The sequence below is a fragment of the Bacillus cereus group sp. BfR-BA-01347 genome, from assembly GCF_022663835.1.
In the GTDB taxonomy this organism is placed as follows: Bacteria; Bacillota; Bacilli; order Bacillales; family Bacillaceae_G; genus Bacillus_A; species Bacillus_A thuringiensis_K.
The window spans coordinates 61,211-82,685 of the sequence record NZ_JAKUGG010000005.1; the positions used below are offsets into that span (position 1 = coordinate 61,211).

Genomic DNA, 21,475 nt, shown 5'->3' on the forward strand with positions numbered 1-21,475 from the left:
AATAATAAAGATAGCCGCTTCTGAATAAGTACCGGCTATCTTTATTATTCATAACTTAATAGCAAATAAAGTATATAAAAACTCTCTATATTGATCTTCTGTAATTTCACGCTTAGTTTTTTCCCCATGAATCATTTCAGTTAAACTTGTATTCGTTAATGAAATATGGCCGGAGTTCGTCAACTTTACTGCAATTGGTCCTTTATTAAAAATAGACTTCTCATCTTCTATCACTCTTCTTTGAACATCGTTTACTACTATCTCATCAATAATATGTTTATAAAAAGCATGACAAACTTTCCATTCTCCATCAGTATCTATTCTTTCTAAAACATAATTTCCTTTACTCGTATCTTTCCGTCTCACCCGGTACGAACCATTTTTTGAAGAAACAGACTCGCCAGTAAAAGGTACAGGAACTAGAGGTACTAACGAAGCTATACCTACATCAATTAAATACTGTACATTTTCATAAGTTAAAATAATTGTTATATGGCCATCCTCAAGTGCCCATGCACTTATATCATTTTTATAAACCGTACCCAATGCCAGTTGTACATCATAGCCACAGTCTTTTAAGAAATAGTAAAAAAGAGTATTTAATTCGTAGCAAAGTCCACCACGGGAACTAGTTAAAATTTTCTCCCGTAAGTTTTCCAGAGAGATTTGATTCGTATTTCGTGCTATAACATCTAAATTCTCAAATGGTATAGTGTGCGCAAACGAAAAGAGTATAGTAGGTAATTCTTCAAACTTTACTTCATTACGTTTTTTTAGATTTAATCTTGTGAAAATCTGATCTTGTAAACTTGTCATAATTAGCACCCCTTAAAAATTTATAAGTTTAAATAATATATGCTGATTGTAAATTTTAAGGGGCACTGTAACAATGTACATTTCATTTAACTGTACCGGTACAAAAATTACGATTCACGAGTTAAATTAATAGAAGGCGTCATTACAAATATCTTTTCTGTAATTACTTCTTTTCGGGGCAAACCAAAAGCTACGAATATAAATTTAATAGTTTATCTATAGGCAAATTATTACTATCACTTAAATCAACAAAATATTGACGTTGCCACGTTTGGCTCTTTTTAGCTTGATTGCTAACGGTGGTATCCCAAACAGGATAAATTCTCATTGCCATTTTCCCTGTTTGATTTTGTGTTCTCAATATTTTTTCTTTAAGAAGAATCTCTTTAGGAAAAATAAATTGTCCTACTTTATTATCAGCAATACAAGTGATTACTAATAAATCAGGAGCAGCTTCATAAGAGAAAGCTCTATTTCGCATATTTTCATCTTTCTCCCAAAATGAAACAAATTGCCCAATTTTATTAGGAGTCAATTTTGATTTTCTAAAACGAATGGTTTTGTTATTTAAGTGGAATAAACATCCTGCATATTCTGCGTTTTGCTTTTCTTCTTTTAGATTCGTAATCATTAAATTGTTAGGTTTGTAAACTATATTGTTTAAATTTCGGATCGTATCATTAAAATTGTTCAAAAAAACTCCCCCTTTATTCATCTCTTAGTTTACCACAAACATCAGTTCTTCTATATCGTATATAATCATTAACTAAGTGAAATGGGGGAATTTAGCAGGATATAATTATTACTTTAATGTACTTAGTTTTTCAATTGCTTGTTGTTCAGTTGCTAAGTAAAAAATGTCATTCCCTTTATTACATTCATAAATAAAATCCTTTAAGCTTTTACTAGTATATATAGAGAAATCTCCAACAATAGCAATCTTTACCTTGTAGTTTATAAACTGTTGAAGGATATCGCCCGCAAGCCGTGTTTTTAGATCAAAGAAATCTTCACTTATTAAAGATTTATGGATAATAATATGTTTCGCATCTACCTCATATTGAACTGTTGCCATAGTATCTAATGCAGACTGAACATTCGATATTAATACCAATAACCGCAATATTGATTCCATCGATTACTACTTTCTTTATTTCCATAGTCTCACCCCTTTATAATTTACACAGTATGAGTAAAATTGTTTTACAAAACTTCGTATTAATCATAGATTAAATTAGCCTCAGCTATTAAAATGGCCTCTATTTTTTGTTGTAAATATATATTTTTTTATTACTAATACGGTCAATGAAATTAATGATAGTTCCTTTTTTTTTATATTTTTGAATATATATATGGAATTACTTTTACTTGTTATAAAAATATTGTGGAGTAACATAACTTAACAAACTATCCAAAGTGTTAATCTCGGCATATGGTTGTATTTTGGTAGTATTCTTGATTTTCTGAGGGTTAAACCACACACCTTTTATATTTGCATTTTGAGGACCAGCAATATCCTTTTCTAAGTCATCTCCAACAAATAAAGTATTTTCCGGTTGTAAATTTAGCTTATTTAATGCTAGTTCGAATATACGTTTATCAGGTTTACTAAATCCCACTTCTTCAGAAATAATGATTGTTTCAAAATACCTATTTAAATTCGTGTTAAATATTTTAGCTTTTTGCCTCTGAGTTGAGCCATTTGTTATAATTCCAACTTTAAAGTGCTTCTTTATTTGATTTAAGAAATGAACAGTATTTTGGTCTATTGAAAAACATCTAGGGAAATTATTATTCCAAAAATCTTGGATGTAATTGCGTGGCAATCTATACTTCGGCGGGAATTCATCAAACAACGATTCTAAAACTATTGTTTTATCACACATGCCGTATTCCCTTTTATCGTATTCTTTGAAATTCTGTAACATGTTGCTTTTAGCCGCACCATCTACATTTTCATAACACTTTTCTAAAACAATTAAAAATAATGCCTCTACTGCTTTATCCCTATCAAGTAATGTATCATCTAAATCAAACAGCATCGCTTTATAACCCATCAAATAATTTCACAACCTTTCTCGCATGATTTAAATAATCCTTAGTTCACACCTTAAGCGTTTACTAAATTAGCAAAAAAACTCTAAAGTTTGTGACGTACACTCTATAATTTCGCTAACTTTTTTTATATTGAAATTCATTTTCGTTTCCCCTTCTAGTAAGTAGCGAAAGTATATGTTCACACAGTTTAAGAAATCACATACAGTTCCCAATATTATACATTAGTTTTTTAGAAATATAAATCGTTCAGCTTTTCATACGATAAGTTTTTTCAAGCATACAATTATTTTTTCATAAAAAGGAATATGGCTAATAATATTTTTTTGGAGAATACACATTCTTGAAAATGAAGCTAATACGTTAAACGTCCTATGAAGTTCCTATTGTATCTCCACATAAACTCCAGATAGTGCGGCTATAATGACTACCAGAGGTGATATTATGAAAAACTATCATATTCTCGTGGTAGAGGACGATCAAGAAATTCAGGAATTAATTAAACAATTTTTAATGACACAGCATTATACAGTGGTAGTCGCTTCAGATGGACTAGAGGGTATGACACAATTTAATAAGCAATCGTTTGATTTAATTCTTCTAGATGTCATGATGCCCAATCTTAATGGGTTTGAAGTTTCTAAAATGATTCGAAGTCAGTCAAACGTACCAATTATTATGCTAACTGCGTTGGAAGAAGAGGAAGATCAAATGAAAGGATTCGACCTTGGGATCGATGATTATATAACAAAGCCCTTTTCATTTCATGTTTTGATTAGACGAGTCGAAGCGGTACTTAGAAGAAGTTATGATAAAAATGTAAATAATCATTTGATATTTAAAGAAGTGCGTATTGATGTGGATGCATATAGAGTATATGTAAATGACGTTGAAATTATATTAACGACAAAAGAGTTTGAAATTCTACAACTACTATTTCAAAATGAGAGAAAAGTACTCACAAGAGAAAATATCGTTGAAAAGGTTTGGGGTTACGATTATTTTGGAGAAACACGAATAATTGATACACATATTAAAAACCTACGCAAAAAATTAGCTATCCCTTATATTAAAACAATAAAGGGTATTGGATATAAAATTGATGAATAGTATTGTGAAACTCATGAAAATGAAGCAAATTACTTATAAACTCTTTATGACTACATCTCTCATTTTATTATCCTTTGCAGTATTGATTTATTTAACTTTATACTTCTTTCTCCCTACATTTTATGAGCAATATAAAACAGATCAACTTCAAACAGGGATAAACGAAATCATTGATAAGTCTAAAAATCTTACGTTTCAAGATGCGATACCACTTTTTGATGAATACGCCAAAAAAAATAATGCGATGCTTTATCTTCAAAATAAAGAAGGAGTAATTATTTACTCTCCTTCATTTTCTTTTATTCAAAGTGGTACGCAAAAAACAGTAGTTACTAAAGCAACACGATTCGAGAATACAAGTACCCTTAGCAATTCATATAACGTTACGAAACCAATTCAATTCCAAGATGGTAGTTTAACGCTTATAGTCTTTGCTACATTTCAACCGATTGATGAAGCTTCACAAGTTTTAGTACGCTTTCTCCCCTATATTAGTATCATTGTGCTCGTTATTGGTATAGGAAGTGCTTATTTTTATTCCAGGTTTATTACAAAGCCACTTATTTATATTAATGAAGGTGCACAAAAGATGGCAAATTTAGATTTCTCCGAAAAAATTGAGGTTCGCTCTACAGATGAGTTAGGAGAATTATCTAATAGTTTGAATGACATGTCTATTAACTTGCAACAAGCTATGTTTGATTTAAAAAAAGCAAATGAACAATTAAAAAATGATATTGAAAAAGAAAGAGAAATAGAAACAAAACGAAGAGAGTTTTTTGCGATTGTAGCACATGAATTAAAGTCTCCTCTTACTGTAATGAAAGGATACTTAGAAGGAATGATATACAATATTGGCCCTTATCAAAATCGCGATCAATATTTAAAGAAAAATCATCAAATTATTGAAAGTATGGAACAATTAGTTCGTGAAATTTTAAGCGTATCGAAATTAGAACAACACACCTTCAAACTAAAAGTAGAGGAAGTTAATCCTTCAAAGTTAATAGGTACAATCACAAAAGATCTCGAATTTTTTGCTTCTCAAAAAAGCATCGAAATAATAAAAGAAATTGATTCTGACCTTTCTATTTATACCGATTGTGCTCTTTTAGAAAAAGCATGTAAAAATATTATTCACAATGCGGTTATGTATTCACCACATAATGAAAAAGTCTATATAAAGTTAATTGAGGATTCTAAACAAGGTCAAATCGAAATGAAAATTATAAATACAGGTGTCAATATTAAAGATGAAGAGATACAACAAATTTTCAAACCATTTTATCGAATTGAAAAATCAAGGAATCGAAATACTGGAGGAAATGGTTTAGGGCTATATATTGTTAAACAAATTCTTGAAACGCTAGATATAAAGTATTCAATAAAAAATATGGAACATAGTGTACAATTTTGCATGAGTATTCCATTATCTAAACATAAAAACAAACAAACTCTCCTTTAAATAGGACGAGTTTGTTTGTTTTTGTAGTAAGTATAAATTTATTAACAGGTTTTTCACGTAATGGACAAATGCTGCTTCTTAAATGGCGATTATCATAAGTAGTGACAAACTGTATTCAATTTACATATTTATCTTCTACTATAACAGCAAAAAAAAACGAAATTCTGCTTAGCAGCAAATTAGATTCTCTTATTTGAGATGCATTTCATCTATGAAACTGAAAAGGAAGATGAAAAATGCACATTTCCCTCCATTTTTCAGATTAATTTAGAATTTTTTTATGGTAAGCTATATGTAAAGATTAAACATAAAACATAAAGGATGATTCGTATGCAAATAAGACCACAAGTAAGTGAATATAACTCCTATTATGCAACGTATACCAACTTGGTATCAGACGGAAATATCATACATATTCTAGAACAACAAATGAAGGAAACGAATCTTTTATTAAAGGGAATTTCTGATAGTGAGGGACTTTTCCGGTATGCTCCTACTAAATGGAGTATAAAAGAAGTAATGGGTCATATAGCAGATACAGAACGGATTATGGCGTATCGATTACTATCAATCGCTCGAGGCGAGACAGCAGAACTTCCAGGCTATAATGATGATATGTATGTTCTTAGAGCTGCTTTTGATAAGCAATCTATGCAAGATCTTCTTGAGAATTTAATAGTTGTTCGCCAATCTACCCTGCATTTACTTAGAAGCTTAGATAAAGAAGCTTGGTTACAAAGAGGAAATGCGAATAATTCTGAAGTTACAGTTCGTGCATTAGCATACATCATTGCTGGTCATGAGCTTCATCATCTTCAAATTATAAAAGAACGTTACCTTGGTTCTGATTTATATCCAGCAACTTAATATATTTCAAGAAAAAGAGTCCTATTTATGTAGGGCTCTTTTTCAGTATTTATAACGGATTAGCGCTTAGAACCATGGCAATATTATTAAAACGGGAACGACAAACTATTTTAACATTCAGTACAGGGAGACCATTTTGATTATGGTTTGATATTATTATAAATCAAATATAAAATTTTGAAAATTATGTTAATTAAATAACTACGATATTTATATTAGATTTCATTTACGACCAACTTCATCTTACTTAAATACACTGCACGATCTGATTTTTTAGCAACCTCCTGTGAGTGCGTCACAACAATAATGCATTTATTCTCTTTATGTGCAAGTTCTTGAAACAGTTCTATAATATCCATTGCGGTTTCCTCGTCGAGGTTTCCTGTCGGCTCATCTGCAATCAGTAAATCAACATTACAAGATAGTGCTCGAGCAATTGCTACACGCTGTTGTTGACCACCACTTAGTTGCAGGACGTTTCGTTTCGCTTCAACTTCTGTGAGTCCTACCCTCTCTAATAATTGTAATGCTCTTGCTGTTTTATTTTGCACTTTAACACCTGTAATTTCCATTGCTGTTAAGACATTTTGAAGAGCTGTCATATAGGTTATCAAATTATAAGATTGGAAAATTACAGATACATTTTGATTACGGTATCGATCCAAACCAATTTTTCTAATATCTTTGCCATTATACAGTACATAACCATTTTTAGGGACATCCAGTCCACAACCTAAGCTCAGGGTTGTGGTTTTGCCAGATCCGGATGGTCCTAAAATCGTGTAGAAATGACCTTTTTGAAAAGAAAAGTTAACATTATCTAGTATCGCTACATTTTTTCCATTACTTTCATAATAATAATCCAAATTTTTAAACTGTAAAATCGTCTCCATATCGAGCCTCCTCATTCATCTTTTAAAAGAATTTGTTTTGGGTTTAAACGTAGAATAGATAATGCTGGAAGAAGTGTTGCTATTATAGCAATAGCTAGTCCAATTCCACCCATTTTCCCTACATCTTCTCCTGTTACACTTACATCAATTTTATCAATTGGATCTTCTTTTTGATTTTGTAGAGTACCACCAGGTCCAGCCATCATTACAGTACCATTTTGCGAGGTATTTGTTTCTTCGCCTGCAGTAGCAATTTCATTCGACAGTAAATTATCCCCGATATATTGAGAAACTTTAGCTCCTGTTGTTATGGATAATCCAAATGCTAAAATAGCGACACACACTACTTCTACTACGAATTGCGCCATTAGTTTCCACTTTTTCTCTCCAATAGACAATAGAATTCCCATTTCTTTACGACGTCCTTTAATTGATAGCATAATGATTAATCCTAAAATAATTGCACCTGCAATCGATACAATATAAATAATCATTTGAGAAGTCGAAGAGATATTTTCGATAGGACCAATCATTTGCTTGTACAATGAATCATGCGCATCTAATTTATAATAATTAAAATCAATATTAGATTTTTTTGCTTCTTTTTTAAATGCATCAATATATTGTGGATCATTCAAGAAATACACGACTTGAACACTACTTATACCTGGGTCTACTTCTAATTTTTTCATAGTTGAATGCGGCATATATAGTTTATTAGCTGGATCCATAATAGGAGGAGCCTGTTGCCCCATTGCTTGCTCATTTGTTTCGTAAATACCGATAATTTCAACCTCAAGGGTTTCCTTCTTATCCCCTGATTGCACTTTAACTTTGTCTCCTGCTTTCAAATTGTTTAATTCCGCTAATCGTTTTTCCATTAAAGCTACATTCTGATCCTTCATTTGCTCTGTAATTGGTTTTCCATCAATGATTTTACTTTTTCCGTTTTTAAAGCTTTCTTGTAATGCAGTCTTGCGAACTCCCTCAATCATAAAAGAAGCATTCATATCTATTTCTGTACCAGAGCTTGAACCGCCTCGCGCAGCCGCCATTCCCACTTTACCTTTTCCTTCTTCTTCTCCTTCTGAAGCTCCTACTAGTTTAAGCCCATCAGAAATACCGAAAGTGTTAGCTATGTAATTATAATCTTTTACATACTTGGACTTCGCTAATTGATCTGTTTCTTTTGCATCGAGCTGAGGCGGATTTGGCATTTCTCCAGTTTCCTTAGCTTTTTGACCTAATTTGTCGAAATCAAGACCTAAAGTAACATCTACACCAAGTTTTTTTCTTGCAGCATCCGCTGCTTTTTTTGATGCATTTTGAATTGTGAAACCTGAAAGAACCAAATTTGTAACAATTAGAAAAACTGCCATCAAAATTAATGATGTTCCTATCCTTTTTTTCATACTGAGAATTGCTCGTTTCATAAAATTCATTTTTTCTTACCTCCTTGATATCTTGTATTCTACATAGGTTATCTAGAGTTTATATGGAGCTAATCGGTAGTTTAACGAGAGATATAAGGAGTTTATGTGTAGTTATTCATTTACCTGTTCAAGAAAAACTAGAACACAAATTCAAAAACGCAGTCGTTGTTGAACATTGGTAAGAAGTAGTCAATTTAAGAGAATTATAGAAAAAGAGGCTAAGGCTTGATTTAATGTATGTAACATGAAAGATATATTTATTATATAATTTCTATACAATAAATATATAGAAGCTGATTGTGAATATCTATATGGGAATTGTAAGGTTCCTCATAGAAATTACATCTTTTAATAAGAAAAGAAGCAAGTAAACATTCTTTTATATGGATAAGAATATTAACTTGCTTCTTACATTTTAGTATAAATTATCTATTGTAAGCTTTATAATATAATATACAAATTCATCACCTATTTTTATAATTCAAGCACCTACTAGTAGGAAAAGAAAATATTTCCTACTTAATTTAAAACATAAATTTTGTTTATGTTTTAAACAATATGTATTTTGGAGGAGGTTAATTTGATTTTTTCAAAACTCATTGATCGGTACGCCTTATATGATTTACACAAAAAAAGAAGTGTAGCATTTCAGTTTACTTCCCTTTCTAACACTTCATTAAATATAAAGAACATAGAATCTTTTTATAAAGTAAAACCATCACATTTTCATTTTGACATTAAGCATTCAAAGCAGGAAAATGAATACATGGTTGGGCAATTCAACTATAAAAGTTCGGTTCAATCCGGTGATTCACGCAACGACTCTGTAACTGGGGAATTATTCTTACATAAAAATGAAAATGCACCTCATGTTATCTTTGTTCACGGTTGGAGAATGGATTCTAACGAACGTGTGAAAAACATATTCCACGATCATATGACCAGCCTGAAGTGGAATATGTATTATTTCACTCTACCCTATCATTTTGAAAGAAAACCCGATCAATCCTTATTCAGTGGAGAGTATATGGTAAGTGCAAATATTGAACGAACAGTACAAGCAACTAGACAAGCGGTAGCTGATTTACGAGCTTTGATTAAATGGATTAAAGCAAATAAAAAGGGGCCCCTGATTCTAATAGGAATTAGTTTAGGCGGATTTATTACTAACTTAACCTCTCTTGTTGAAGAAGAAATTGATATGTTAGCATCCATTTTCTATGCAAATCGACTTTCTTATTCTATTTGGAATACAACTCCAGGTAAATTTATTAGAGAAGACTTGGAACATCATGGTGTTACGTATGATGATTTAATAGATTATTGGAAAATCACTGAACCGAGTCAAGCATTGCCAAAAGTAAAAAAAGAAAATATTTTATTAATTTCAGGTAAGCATGATCTATATGTGCATTCTGAGGATACAGACTACTTGTGGGAATCTTGGGAAAGACCTCCACGATATATTTATAAATGTGGGCATACCGGGATCGTTCTTAAACGTAAAAAAATTGCAACTGATACTATTGATTTTATTCAAAATCGATTGAACTCCCCGCCCTTATCCAATGTCATGCCTTAAATCGCGAGATTACTAAGTACAAAATCTTATACTTATATTGTTATATTTTTTACTAGTCACCTTTGTAAATCTTCGTCCCCTAGCCTTACACGATTGAAAATGAAATAAAATAAATAACTAAGGAACTAATTTACCATATAGAAAAACAATGCTCAGCATTTTCACCAGTGATCGCTGTATATGCAATATTACATACAAAAATCTTTATTTGTTACGTTATTAATTTAAAAATAAATTATTCATCCATTAATCTATACCCTCCGTATTTACAGTTATGGATACCCTAATTACATATGAAAAGGGAGAAGAAACATTGGTTAGTTCTTCTCTCTTTGTTTATTTTTAAGATAACTATCTATAAAATTTTTCTAATGTACATAATTACAACGACATTAAAACACTTTGCTCTTAAATCCACTACTTGTATTACTGATTGCATGAAACTCCTTCTTGAGAAAGGTTTTAATTTCTGAATGTTCTGTTGACTGTTATAACATATCCAATTTACAATTTAATTGTGGTGTTCTTTCACAATTAAACTACTTAGAATACACTTCATTTATTTGAAAACAATTACAAATAGAGGTGCTAAAATGAAAACTAGAGTAAATCCAGAATTATTACAAGGGTTAGAGATGTTTCCGGATCTCGATTTACGCCCAGAAAATTTGCAATCAATCAGAGAAGGAATAGCTCAAATGAGACCACCTACCGTTGTTGATGACTCTCTTTCTTTAACAGATAAAGTCATTGTTGGGCCTGATGATAATCCGTTACCATTACGAATTTATCGTCCAAAATCAAATCATGAATCTTTACCTGTCTTATTATGGATACATGGTGGAGGTTATATCTTAGGGTCTATAGATGATAACGATGATACTTGTATGAGGTTTGCAAAAGAAGCTAGCTGTGTGGTCGTGTCTGTAGACTACCGCTTAGCGCCTGAATACCCTTACCCAGCACCAATTGAGGATTGTTATTCAGCTTTAAAATGGATTGCTGATAATGCAAAGTCATTAAACATTGATTCGAATCGAATTGGGGTTGCAGGAGTAAGCGCTGGCGGTGGACTAACAGCAGCATTATCATTATTAGCCCGAGATCGAAAATATCCTTCAATTTGTTTACAAATGCCACTATATCCAATGATTGATGACAGAAATGATACACCTTCAGCGAATGAAATTAAAGAGGGATTTGTTTGGAACCAAAAGGCAAATGAAGCTGGCTGGAAAATGTATTTAGGAGAAATGTATGGAACGGATCAAATCCCTGCCTATGCAGCACCTTCTCGAGCTGAGGATTATAGTGACTTACCGTATACTTACACATTTGTTGGTCAATTAGATCCATTCCGCAGCGAAACATTAACCTATGTAAGCAAACTAGCACAAGCTGGTGTTGATGTGGAGTTTCATTTATATCCAAATGCCTATCACTGGTTTGAAGGGTTAAATCCAAATGCCGATGTATCTATTTATGCTGTGAACGAAATAGTACAAGCAATAAAAACTGGTTTCAAACGAGTATCCAAGGTTGAGGCTTAATCCCATTACAAGAGAAACACTTATAAATAGTATATATGTATTTATCATTTAAATATAATAGCCGATTCTAAATAAGAATCGGCTATTATATTTAAAATCCGCCTAATATATCAAGGTTGAGAAACAGATATAAGATGTTTAGGCGATGTGTTTATTTCCTCTGCTAATGCTTTTATGTTCATCATGATTTGAAGTATTTCTTCTTTTGTTGTCCTTGGGTTGATAGAGCAAAGTCGAATTACTACTTTTTCTTTTAATTTAGTCGTACTTAGCATAGCAAATCCTCTTTGATTAATTTCTTCCACCAATTTTTTGTTTATTTCATGAATTGTATCTGTAGATGTTAGCTCACATGGAATATAACGAAAAGTAACAATTCCTAATTGGGCAGGTGTTACTACTTCCCAATCTTTTTCTTTCCTTAAAAACTCTTCAACTTGTTCAGCTAGCATAATGCCATGATCAATTGCCTCACGAAAAGCTGTAACTCCGAATGCTTTAAAAGAAAGCCATACCTTTAATGCTCTAAATCTACGGGAAAGTTCAATTCCACGCTCTCCAAAATTCACTTTTTCTTCTATATTAGTTTCCGTATCCCTAATATACTCTGGGATCATACGAAACGTTTCGCTTAAATATTGACTATTTCGAATGAGTACACAACCAACATCATAAGGCTGAAAAAGCCATTTGTGCGGGTCTAACGTTAAAGAATCGGCACGATGAATTCCACTTAATAACTCCCTTCCTTTTTCACTGAGAATTGCTGCAGCCCCATAAGCCCCATCCACGTGTAGCCATATATCTTCATCACCACATAGATCAGCCAATTCATCGAGGGAGTCCACCGCTCCGCAATTCGTTGTCCCTGCATTAGCAATAACACAGAATGGTTTTTTCCCTTTTAATCGATCTTCTTTTATTTGTTTTCTTAAAGTACTAACTGAAATTTTTAAATCTTCATCTGTCTCAATTCGGCAAATTTGGTGCTGTTTAAAACCTAATACTTTAAGTGCTCGATCTACAGAAAAATGAGTTTGGTTAGAAAAATAAACAATCGCATTTTCTATGTCATTATTCAGCTTGACCTGTCTCGCTACAGTAAGTGCAGTCAAATTAGCCATGGAACCGCCACTGACAAATAGTCCTTCAGCTGAATCAGGGAATCCTAGCATTGATTTTAACCAGTTAATTGTCGTTAATTCAATTTGTTCGGCACCTGCACCTACTATCCAAGCTGTAGGAAATACATTAAACCCACTTGCTAAAAAATCTGCTAATACACCAACATAATTATTAGGACCTGGCACAAAAGCCATAAAATGAGGATGATCCACATGAGTAATTTGATTAAACACATTGTTATTAAGAAAATGAAGTAATTCTTTTGGATTAGATCCGTTTTCCGGAATCGTTTCAATTAGCTTGTCTCTAAAAATATTACTATCAATCGTTTCTGAAACTGGTTTACTTTTTAAATGATTCATATGATCAACAATCAAGTCAACCGCTTGATATCCTAACTGACGCATCTCTTCGGCTGATAACTGCAAGTTTTTTGTCATTTGGTTTACTCCTATTCTATTTAAAAAGGCGAGTTCTTGCTCGCCTTTTCATTTTTTATAATTTGTAATCACCAATTGCTTGTATTGGATTTTGAAGAATCATGTTGATTAATCCATGGATGTGATTTAATATTCCCTGTATTTTCTCTGCTTCATATACGGTTTGATCAAATCCAAACTTTATTGTAAGCTTTTCTTCAGGGAAGCACATAATTCCATACTTTACATGTGGCTCATCAACAACTTCGTAATCCGTGATAGCAAAATTTCTGTTTTCATTTGAAGAAAAGATTGCTGGATTAGTTGGATAGTTTTCAAAAACCCAAAGATGGTCAGTCAACTCAGTTTTTAATTCACTTTGCTTTTGTATATCAACAAATGAATAGTATGCATACTCATTACATTTCAATGTCTCTAGTTGTACCTTTTGCAGGAAATCCACAAAAGATTGCGTTTCTGTCCATGCCAATCGGATAGGCAAAACATTTGTGAACAGACCGAACATATTTTCAATTCCTTCTACTTCGGGAGGTCTGACTGATACTAGATTAGGCAATACTACTTCTCTCGTTCCGTTGAATTTGCCAAGCAATATTCCCCATACAGCTAGTAATGCCGTATTCATAGTTATATTATTTTTAGTTACAAATGTCTGTAACTGATCAGTCAAATCCTTGTCTAATGTTAAATCCATAAAAGTGAAGTTTAACCCTTCACTTTTAGATGGGACTTTCTTTTTAGGAATACTAATTTTCTGATTGTATCCTGATAAATAATCTTGCCAAAAATGACGTGCTTTCTCATGATCTTGTGCCAAAGTCCAGTCTATGAATGTTTCAAAAGGTTTTACCATAGGTAACTCCGCCATAGTTCCCGCATTTGTAGTTTCGTAGAGCTGGAATAATTCGTCTATCAAAATGCTGACGCTCCACCCATCACATAATAGATGATGGGAACTCCAAATTACCTTATGCTCATTATTACCTAGTTGGAATATACAGAGACGTGTCATAGGTTCATCATTTTTGAATCCTCGACTTAAATTTTCATTCATCCACTGTTTTAGGAATTCTTTCTGTTCTTGTTTCGTCATCTCAATCAAGTTTTTTATTTCTGAATTTATTTGAACATCATATAGAACAGCTTGCCAAGGTTTTGCTTGTTCATCTTGCACAATTATTGTTCTTAAAGAATCATGACGATCAACTAATTGTTTGAAACACTGAATAAAGAGTTTAATATCCAACTCCCCCTCAAGTGCCCAAATTGTTTGTTCAAAATATGCATTTGTATCAGGTTCATTCGTAGCATGTTCATAAATAACTTCTTGGAAAGGTGCTAACGGGTAAATACGTTCTATTTTTATATCCGGCATTTTTTCTTGTATTTTGGTAAGTGTTTGTTGATTAAGTTGTTTATCTTTAATATTTAGTAATGTAGCTTTATTATCGTTCATTATGTTTACATCATTTGTTTGTGAACTTGAAAAATGGTCTAGCTTTTTAACAAATTGAACCATATCCCTTAATATAGGAAATGAAAATAGATTTTTTGGTTCAAGCTCAAATCCTTGTCGATACAGTCTGACGGACACTTGAATCGCTTTTATCGAATCTCCACCTAAGGCGAAGAAATGATCATTTACTCCAACTTGATCTATTTTGAGTACTTCTTGCCAAATACTAGTTAATATTTTTTCCATTTCAGTTTTTGGAGCAATAAATACTTCATTTGTTTGTTTCTCGGGAGCAGGGAGCGCTTTCCTATCTAATTTACCGTTTGGAGTCAAGGGTAATTGGTCCAAATAAACAAAATAAGAAGGAATCATGTAATCTGGCAAGTGATCTCGCAAATGCTTTCGTAGTTCTGTTGTACTAATATTTTGCTTAGTTACCACATATGCAACTAAAAATTTTATTCCGTTCTCATCTGTTTGATCAATTACGACAGCATGTTCGACTTGTTTATAAGTTAGAAGACAATGAGCGATTTCTTCTAACTCTACTCGATACCCTTGAATTTTTACTTGGTAATCTTGGCGGCCTAAAAATTCAATATACCCCTCAGAATGCATTTTTCCACAATCTCCTGTTTTGTATATAAGACCAAAATCAGGATGTGACACAAACGCTTCATTTGTTTTCTTTTCATCATTTAAATATCCTTTAGCAAGGCCCACTCCCCCGATATATAAATCTCCAATTACACCAACAGGGCACATTTTCTTTTCATAGTTCAACACATAATACGTTTGGTTTGCCAAGGGCATCCCGTATGGAATACTATTCCAATGTGATTCCACCTGTTTGACCGGATAATAAATTGACCAAATCGATGCTTCTGTTGCCCCTCCTAGTGAAACTACTTCTGCAATCGGAAAATGTCGTTTTATTTTTTCTGGTAAAGAAAGCGGAATCCAATCTCCACTATGTAAAACTAAACGTAAAGAAGAATGTTCAAAATGAGAACCTACTTGATCCAATGCCAAATCCATGATTGCAGGCACTGTATTCCAAATTGTAATCCCTCTACGTTCGACAGTGCGGATTAATTCTTGCATGTCTCTCGGATCACGAATCATTACTAACATTGCACCTGTGCTTAAAGCTCCGAAAATATCGTATACAGATAGGTCAAAACACATGGAAGAGATACCAATAATACGATCATCTTCATTTACCTCATATTTTTGATTTATGTCTTGAATAGTATTTGTAACCGCTTGGTGAGTAATAATTACTCCTTTTGGTTTTCCTGTACTTCCTGAAGTGTATATAATATAGGCAATATCTTCTGGACCAGCAATAGAGGGCATATCTTCTGTTGTATAAAATGACAAATCATTTTCTTCATAAAGACTAGGTTCTAATAAAAGCTTGCATGAGCTATTTTTTAAAATATATGTTTGGCGATCTAAAGGATGATCGGGATCAATCGGAACATAAGCAGCACCTGCTTTTAAAATACCTAGCATATTAACAATTGTGTCAACTCGTCTTTTGGCTAAAAGACCCACTTTGTCACCAAGACCAATGCCCTGCTCTTTTAAGAATTGGGCAATTTGATTGGAGCGTTTATGAAGTTCCGAGTATGTTAACCATTTTTGCTCAAATACCACCGCTACTTCATTCGGTGTACGTTTTACTTGGTCTGTAAATAATTGATACAGAGTAGTTGAAGGTATTTTTTCTGTTGTTTCATTGTATTGTTCAATTAAAGTTTGATCCGATTCTTTCATCTGCAAAGATGTTATATCGCTTTGTTTCACCAATTGTTCCAATAAGTTAACAAATTGGGAAAACATTGCTTCTATCACATCAATATCAAACAACTCTTCAACATAATTCCAGCTAATTAATAACTCTCCATTTTTTTCAATTACTACATTATCCAAATACACTTGTGGAGTCCGAGCATGAATATAGCGAAGAGAACCAAGTTGTTCCCAAGAGAAAGCACCTGCACCTGCTAACATCGAGGTGAAAACGATTGGCATAACTGCTTTTGGCGTCATTTGATGATATCGAGTAAAATCTCGAATAAAGTTAACTCCATCGTAATGACGATGTTCAAGGCCATCTAATAAAGTAGCTTGCGTTTCTTTTACTCTAGTAAAGAAAGTTTGCTCTGGTTTTACATCAACATCCAACAAAATAAGCGATGTGAAATCTCCTACAATCTGTTCTACTTCATCATGAACAGGATAACGGTTAAATACAGTCAAATTAATTGCTAATCGACGTTGATTACTCCAATATGCCAACACATCACCATATATTGTACAAAGTAGAGCGGAAGGCGTTACCTCTTTCTCTTGTGCTAACTTTCGTAGCTTTGTCCATTTTTCATTGTCCAGGATTTTTGTAAGTGATTGGAATTTAGGAGTAGCAATCTCTGCTGGATCCTTTTTTAACAGCAAAGAAGGTGCAAACGGAAAGTCAGGCAGCTTACTTGTCCAATAATCTTTTGCTGTTTTATATTCTTCGCTTTGTTCCATTTCATCATAGATAAACATATAATCTTGAAAATCAAAAGATAAAGATTCTAATTTTTGATTTGGTTTATAATAATAATGCAACAAATCCTGTCCAACAATGTTCATGCTTGCTCCGTCCATTAATAAAGCATCGTATCGAAAACATAATAAATACGTGTCTTCTTTTAAAAGAAAAGCTTTCAATTCAAACAAAGGCCATTTTCCCAAAGGGAATACATGGTTAGTCATTCGAGAACGCTCTTCTTGCAAGCGAGCATTTTGATTCCTATCATCTAAATCTATGAGACTCACTATTTCAATCTCGTAATCAGGAACGCTTTGTAATATTTGCTGTTTTCCCTCTGGTAAAATTACAGCTCGCAACATTGGATGACGATGGATTACCTTTTGAAAACTTTTTGAAAGACGATTGATATCCAATGTTGTTTCATATTCAAAATATGTTTGAGGTGAAATACCACTTAATTCAAACTGTGAATTCCTTCCTAACATATACGCTGTCTGAACTTCTGTTAAGGAAAATGGATTAGATAAATCTTTAACATGAGTTGGTCTACTTTCAAAGTTTTCCTCTTTATGCTCTAACTTTACACAAGAACTCAGTTGAGCGATTGTGGGGTGTTTAAAAAAATCTGTTGTACTTATTTTTAAGCCGTCTTTTCTTAATAAATTAATTACCTGAAGTGCTTTAATAGATTCTCCTTTTAATGCAAAAAAATTATCATGAATTCCGATTCGCTCAATCTCCATAACTTTTTCCCATGCACGCACTAATTTTTGTTCAATTTCATTGCGCGGAGCAACGTATGGAATTGATACATAATCCGTTTGTGTTATATCCAACAATCTTTTTCTATCCACTTTTCCATTTGGATTCAATGGAATCTCTTCTACCTGAATCATTTTTTCAGGAATCATAAACTCCGGTAATTTATCACTTAAATATTTTCTGATTTCACCAAAAGACACCTTGTTATCCGATACATAGTAGGCAGCTAATAATTTCCTATTTCCATACACTTGATCAACAACGATAGCCTGATTTATTTCTGGATATTCCCTTAATTGAGTTTCGATTTCTCTTAATTCAATCCGATACCCCCGAATTTTCACTTGATGATCCATTCTACCTAAATATTCAAGTTCTCCATTAGGCAACCAACGAACGAGATCACCTGTATGATACATCATTTCCCCTGCCGCAAAAGGACTCGGTACAAACTTTTCATCTGTCAGTTTATTTTTACCAAGATACCCTCGTGCTACCGCTACGCCAGCAATGCAGAGTTCACCGGGAATTCCAAATGGTTTTAATTGGCCATACTTATTCAATATATAGGAATGATAATTCCGGTTAGGTTTGCCAATCGTAACTTCTTTGGAAGTGCTCAAGTCTTTTACTGTTGCGCAAATGGTTGTTTCTGTGGGACCATAAATATTTAAAATTGTTGCTTCACTGATACAACGAATTTTTTCAACCAAATCAATGGAAAATGATTCTCCTGCTAATAAAATAGATTTTAAATCTTTTAGAAAAATCGCCCCTTCTGGATCACTCAAAATCACTTCCATTCGCGATGGCGTTGATTCCCATAAATCCACCTTATGTTTTTTGACCAAATGAGCCAATTCTTTTGTTGCAAACTGGTCCTCTGTAGCAATTACTACTTTTGAACCTTGCGTTAAAGGAAGACATATTTCTAACAAGGAAATATCAAAAGATACACTAGCAAGAAACAAGAATGATTGATTAGCTATTACTTTTTCTCTCATTACATTTAAAAAATGAACTAGCGATTTTTGTTCTATCATTACCCCTTTTGGATTTCCTGTCGATCCTGATGTGTAAATAACATAAGCTAAATCATTAGGATTATGTTCTCGTACTAAATTACTTTCTTCACCTTGAAAAAGATATTCTTTATCAAGATACAGTACTTCACCTGCAAATTGTGGCAATACTTCCTCTGTTCGCTTACTAAGTAAATATTTTGCTTGACTATCTTGTAACATATATTCAATTCGTTCAGTTGGGTAGTTAGGGTCGATTGGTAAATACGCTGCTCCTGCTTTTAAAATCCCCATCATACCAATAATCATTTCTAATGACCGATCTACCATAACACCAATAATACTTTCTTTTGAAACACCTTTACTTTGAAGAATAGAAGCCAATTGATTCGCTTTCTTATTCAATTCTCTATATGTCAAAGATTGATCATTACAAACAACAGCAATTTGATCTGGAGTTTTTAATACTTGCGCTTCAAACAAATCTTGAAATGATTGAAACAAGTCTATGCCTGTTTGAAAAGTATTCAATCCTTCTAACAACTCTTTTTCTCCTTCTGCAATAATACAAATATCTTTCAATGCCAAATTCGGATTTTGTGAAACTTGCTTTAAAACATAACAATACGAATTGGCAAACTGTTGCAAAGAAGAGAATGAACGGGACTTGCAAGAAATTTGAAATTCAAATTCATTATGTATTTCATTCCATTTTCTTCGTATCCATAAGACTAAATTATTCTCTGCGTATTCTTCTAGTGAATTTTCATTATGTAATCCTTCCATCCCGATTACAATTTGAAAAGGAGTTAAATTGTGTTTAACTAATAATTCAGAGAGCGGATACTCCTGATTTTCATACCCGAATAAAGTCGTTTGTTCAATCTCATTTACTAACTGTTTAAAGGTGTGATGCGGATGGATTTCACTTCCTAAAGGAATCAACTTATTAAGATTCTCACTTTGTTCAAGATTCTTTTCAATTATAGGAATACCAATAGTAATTCTTTCTTGATCTGTATAATGTGCCAAACAAACTCTTAAAGCGGCTTGAAACCAGCTAAATAATAATAAATCTTGAGACTTACTTATTTTTTGTATATTTTTACTAATTTCTACATTCACTATGACTTGAACGTACTCACAAGGTGTTTCTTTATTTAGTTGGTAATCGCTATTAAATACAGAAAAATCGAGAATCTCGGAAGATAATTGCTCCTTCCAAAACGCTTCTACTTCTTTATTTTCATGAATCGAACTTCGATCTTTAATGTGCATTTTTATCTTTATCCCCCTAATATTCATTTCTTCTACTCGTTAATTTTCAAGCCAACTTCAAGCCCATGGAGAAACACTTGATGGTTATCCAAACATAAAAATTGCTGAATCTCTTCAAATTTCATATGACCAACTGAACAAACCCCTAAATTTAATGTCTCAGCAACCATATTTAAGGTAGCAGTGATAATGCCTGACTCAATACAAGCAAATAAATATCCATCTGAACCGTATTTCGGAATGGAAGCGTTCGCATTATAAACCAAATAAACTGAGAATGCAGATTGAGTAAATAAATCTTGATTAATTAACTCATGATCACTTTTGATCACTTGATCAATGTTGTTTACAATCACAAGACTATTTTTTGATGGGTTATAATAATAAAATCCAGCTTTCATACCCTCTATACGTTTTGGTTTTATATAAACAAAGATATCAATGGGATAGAGCCCGCCTGCACTTGCGTAATGATAGTATATTTTTTCTTCCTTAACCTGTTTTAGAGTTGATAAGAATTGGGAAAATTCCGAAAAACCAATGTGTTTTTCCATTTCAAATTGACGACAAGACCTACGTTCCTTGATTATAGTGGGTAGCTCATCTGTTGTTTCAAGTTGAATTTCGGTTGACCGTGCAGCAACGTGCGTGCGATTTAATTGTTCACTCATATACTTATCTAACTCTTCTTTAGAAAAGCGAATCTGGTTGCTATATGGATTTGGAAAAATCTTTTCTTGTGAAGAAAATACTTCTCTTGGGTGTAATATGTTACTTACTAACACACGATTTTTTATCATGAGTTCTATGTTTTTTTGTGTCTCTTCTACATTTCCTAACGAAAAGCGCTCTACTAGTTCACTAATTTTCACACCTTTTTGAGCCATAAAATAAAAATCAGGAAACCACTCAGACAGAATACCTGTAAATCTCATTTCCCCTATCAAAACTTCATTATGCAACTTCTCCCAATGCTTAATCGGAGACCAGTAATAAATTTTCTCGCTCATATAACCCTCCATAAACGTTTAACTTATTTTGAGATGCAATTTTCTAATTTACAAAAATTTTTT

At 32.8% G+C, this 21,475-nt stretch carries 13 protein-coding genes and 1 pseudogene; 5 read left to right on the forward strand and 9 right to left on the reverse strand.

Annotated elements, in window-relative coordinates; translation table 11 throughout:
- Positions 1–48 precede the first annotated feature (48 nt).
- The 4 genes and pseudogenes from MR143_RS10400 to MR143_RS10415 form a co-directional block, all read right to left on the reverse strand.
- Entirely contained in the window at positions 49–816 is a 768-nt protein-coding gene (locus MR143_RS10400) for an arylamine N-acetyltransferase family protein (protein ID WP_000202737.1), read from the reverse strand.
- Positions 817–1,006: 190 nt separating this feature from the next.
- On the reverse strand, positions 1,007–1,510 hold the full coding sequence (locus tag MR143_RS10405; protein WP_001058783.1) for a MepB family protein: 504 nt from the start codon (positions 1,508–1,510) through the stop codon (positions 1,007–1,009).
- A 108-nt stretch (positions 1,511–1,618) separates the two neighbouring features.
- Positions 1,619–1,976 (reverse strand): annotated as a pseudogene (locus MR143_RS10410) (DUF4180 domain-containing protein).
- A gap of 204 nt (positions 1,977–2,180) precedes the next feature.
- Complete coding sequence (locus MR143_RS10415; protein ID WP_000540720.1) at positions 2,181–2,873, reverse strand: HAD family hydrolase; 693 nt, start codon at positions 2,871–2,873, stop codon at positions 2,181–2,183.
- Between the two features lie 442 nt (positions 2,874–3,315).
- On the opposite strand from MR143_RS10415, the gene MR143_RS10420 reads away from it, so the two are divergent.
- The 3 genes from MR143_RS10420 (at position 3,316) to MR143_RS10430 (ending at position 6,313) form a co-directional block, all read left to right on the forward strand.
- Positions 3,316–3,981, forward strand: coding sequence for a response regulator transcription factor (locus tag MR143_RS10420; RefSeq protein WP_000800727.1), 666 nt, complete (start codon positions 3,316–3,318; stop codon positions 3,979–3,981).
- A complete protein-coding gene (locus MR143_RS10425) occupies positions 3,974–5,446 on the forward strand; it encodes a sensor histidine kinase (RefSeq protein WP_001084902.1) in 1,473 nt (490 codons plus the stop codon). Before MR143_RS10420 ends, MR143_RS10425 begins: the two co-directional genes overlap by 8 nt.
- Positions 5,447–5,776: 330 nt before the next feature.
- Entirely contained in the window at positions 5,777–6,313 is a 537-nt protein-coding gene (locus MR143_RS10430) for a DinB family protein (RefSeq protein WP_199717751.1), read from the forward strand.
- A gap of 215 nt (positions 6,314–6,528) precedes the next feature.
- Here the strand turns inward: MR143_RS10430 and MR143_RS10435 are convergent, their stop codons facing one another.
- A complete protein-coding gene (locus MR143_RS10435) occupies positions 6,529–7,206 on the reverse strand; it encodes an ABC transporter ATP-binding protein (RefSeq protein WP_000447859.1) in 678 nt (225 codons plus the stop codon).
- Positions 7,207–7,217: 11 nt separating this feature from the next.
- Positions 7,218–8,648, reverse strand: coding sequence for an ABC transporter permease (locus MR143_RS10440; protein ID WP_001010229.1), 1,431 nt, complete (start codon positions 8,646–8,648; stop codon positions 7,218–7,220).
- 571 nt (positions 8,649–9,219) lie between these two features.
- Here MR143_RS10440 and MR143_RS10445 point away from each other — a divergent pair.
- The gene (locus tag MR143_RS10445) at positions 9,220–10,221 is read left to right on the forward strand and encodes an alpha/beta hydrolase (protein ID WP_000577710.1); all 1,002 of its coding nucleotides are present in this window, start codon (positions 9,220–9,222) and stop codon (positions 10,219–10,221) included.
- Positions 10,222–10,814: 593 nt separating this feature from the next.
- Positions 10,815–11,771: an alpha/beta hydrolase gene (locus MR143_RS10450; RefSeq protein WP_000857945.1), complete on the forward strand. Its 957-nt coding sequence runs from the start codon at positions 10,815–10,817 to the stop codon at positions 11,769–11,771.
- Between the two features lie 110 nt (positions 11,772–11,881).
- Here the strand turns inward: MR143_RS10450 and MR143_RS10455 are convergent, their stop codons facing one another.
- From MR143_RS10455 to MR143_RS10465, 3 genes are read right to left on the reverse strand one after another with little or no spacing between them, the layout of a single operon-like run.
- Complete coding sequence (locus MR143_RS10455; protein ID WP_000164808.1) at positions 11,882–13,336, reverse strand: pyridoxal phosphate-dependent decarboxylase family protein; 1,455 nt, start codon at positions 13,334–13,336, stop codon at positions 11,882–11,884.
- Positions 13,337–13,391: 55 nt separating this feature from the next.
- Positions 13,392–20,402 carry a non-ribosomal peptide synthetase gene (locus MR143_RS10460; RefSeq protein ID WP_199717752.1) on the reverse strand — a complete coding sequence of 2,337 codons (7,011 nt, stop codon included), beginning with the start codon at positions 20,400–20,402 and terminating at the stop codon, positions 13,392–13,394.
- Between the two features lie 32 nt (positions 20,403–20,434).
- On the reverse strand, positions 20,435–21,412 hold the full coding sequence (locus tag MR143_RS10465) for a SagB/ThcOx family dehydrogenase (RefSeq protein WP_139032761.1): 978 nt from the start codon (positions 21,410–21,412) through the stop codon (positions 20,435–20,437).
- Between the last annotated feature and the right edge of the window lie 63 nt (positions 21,413–21,475).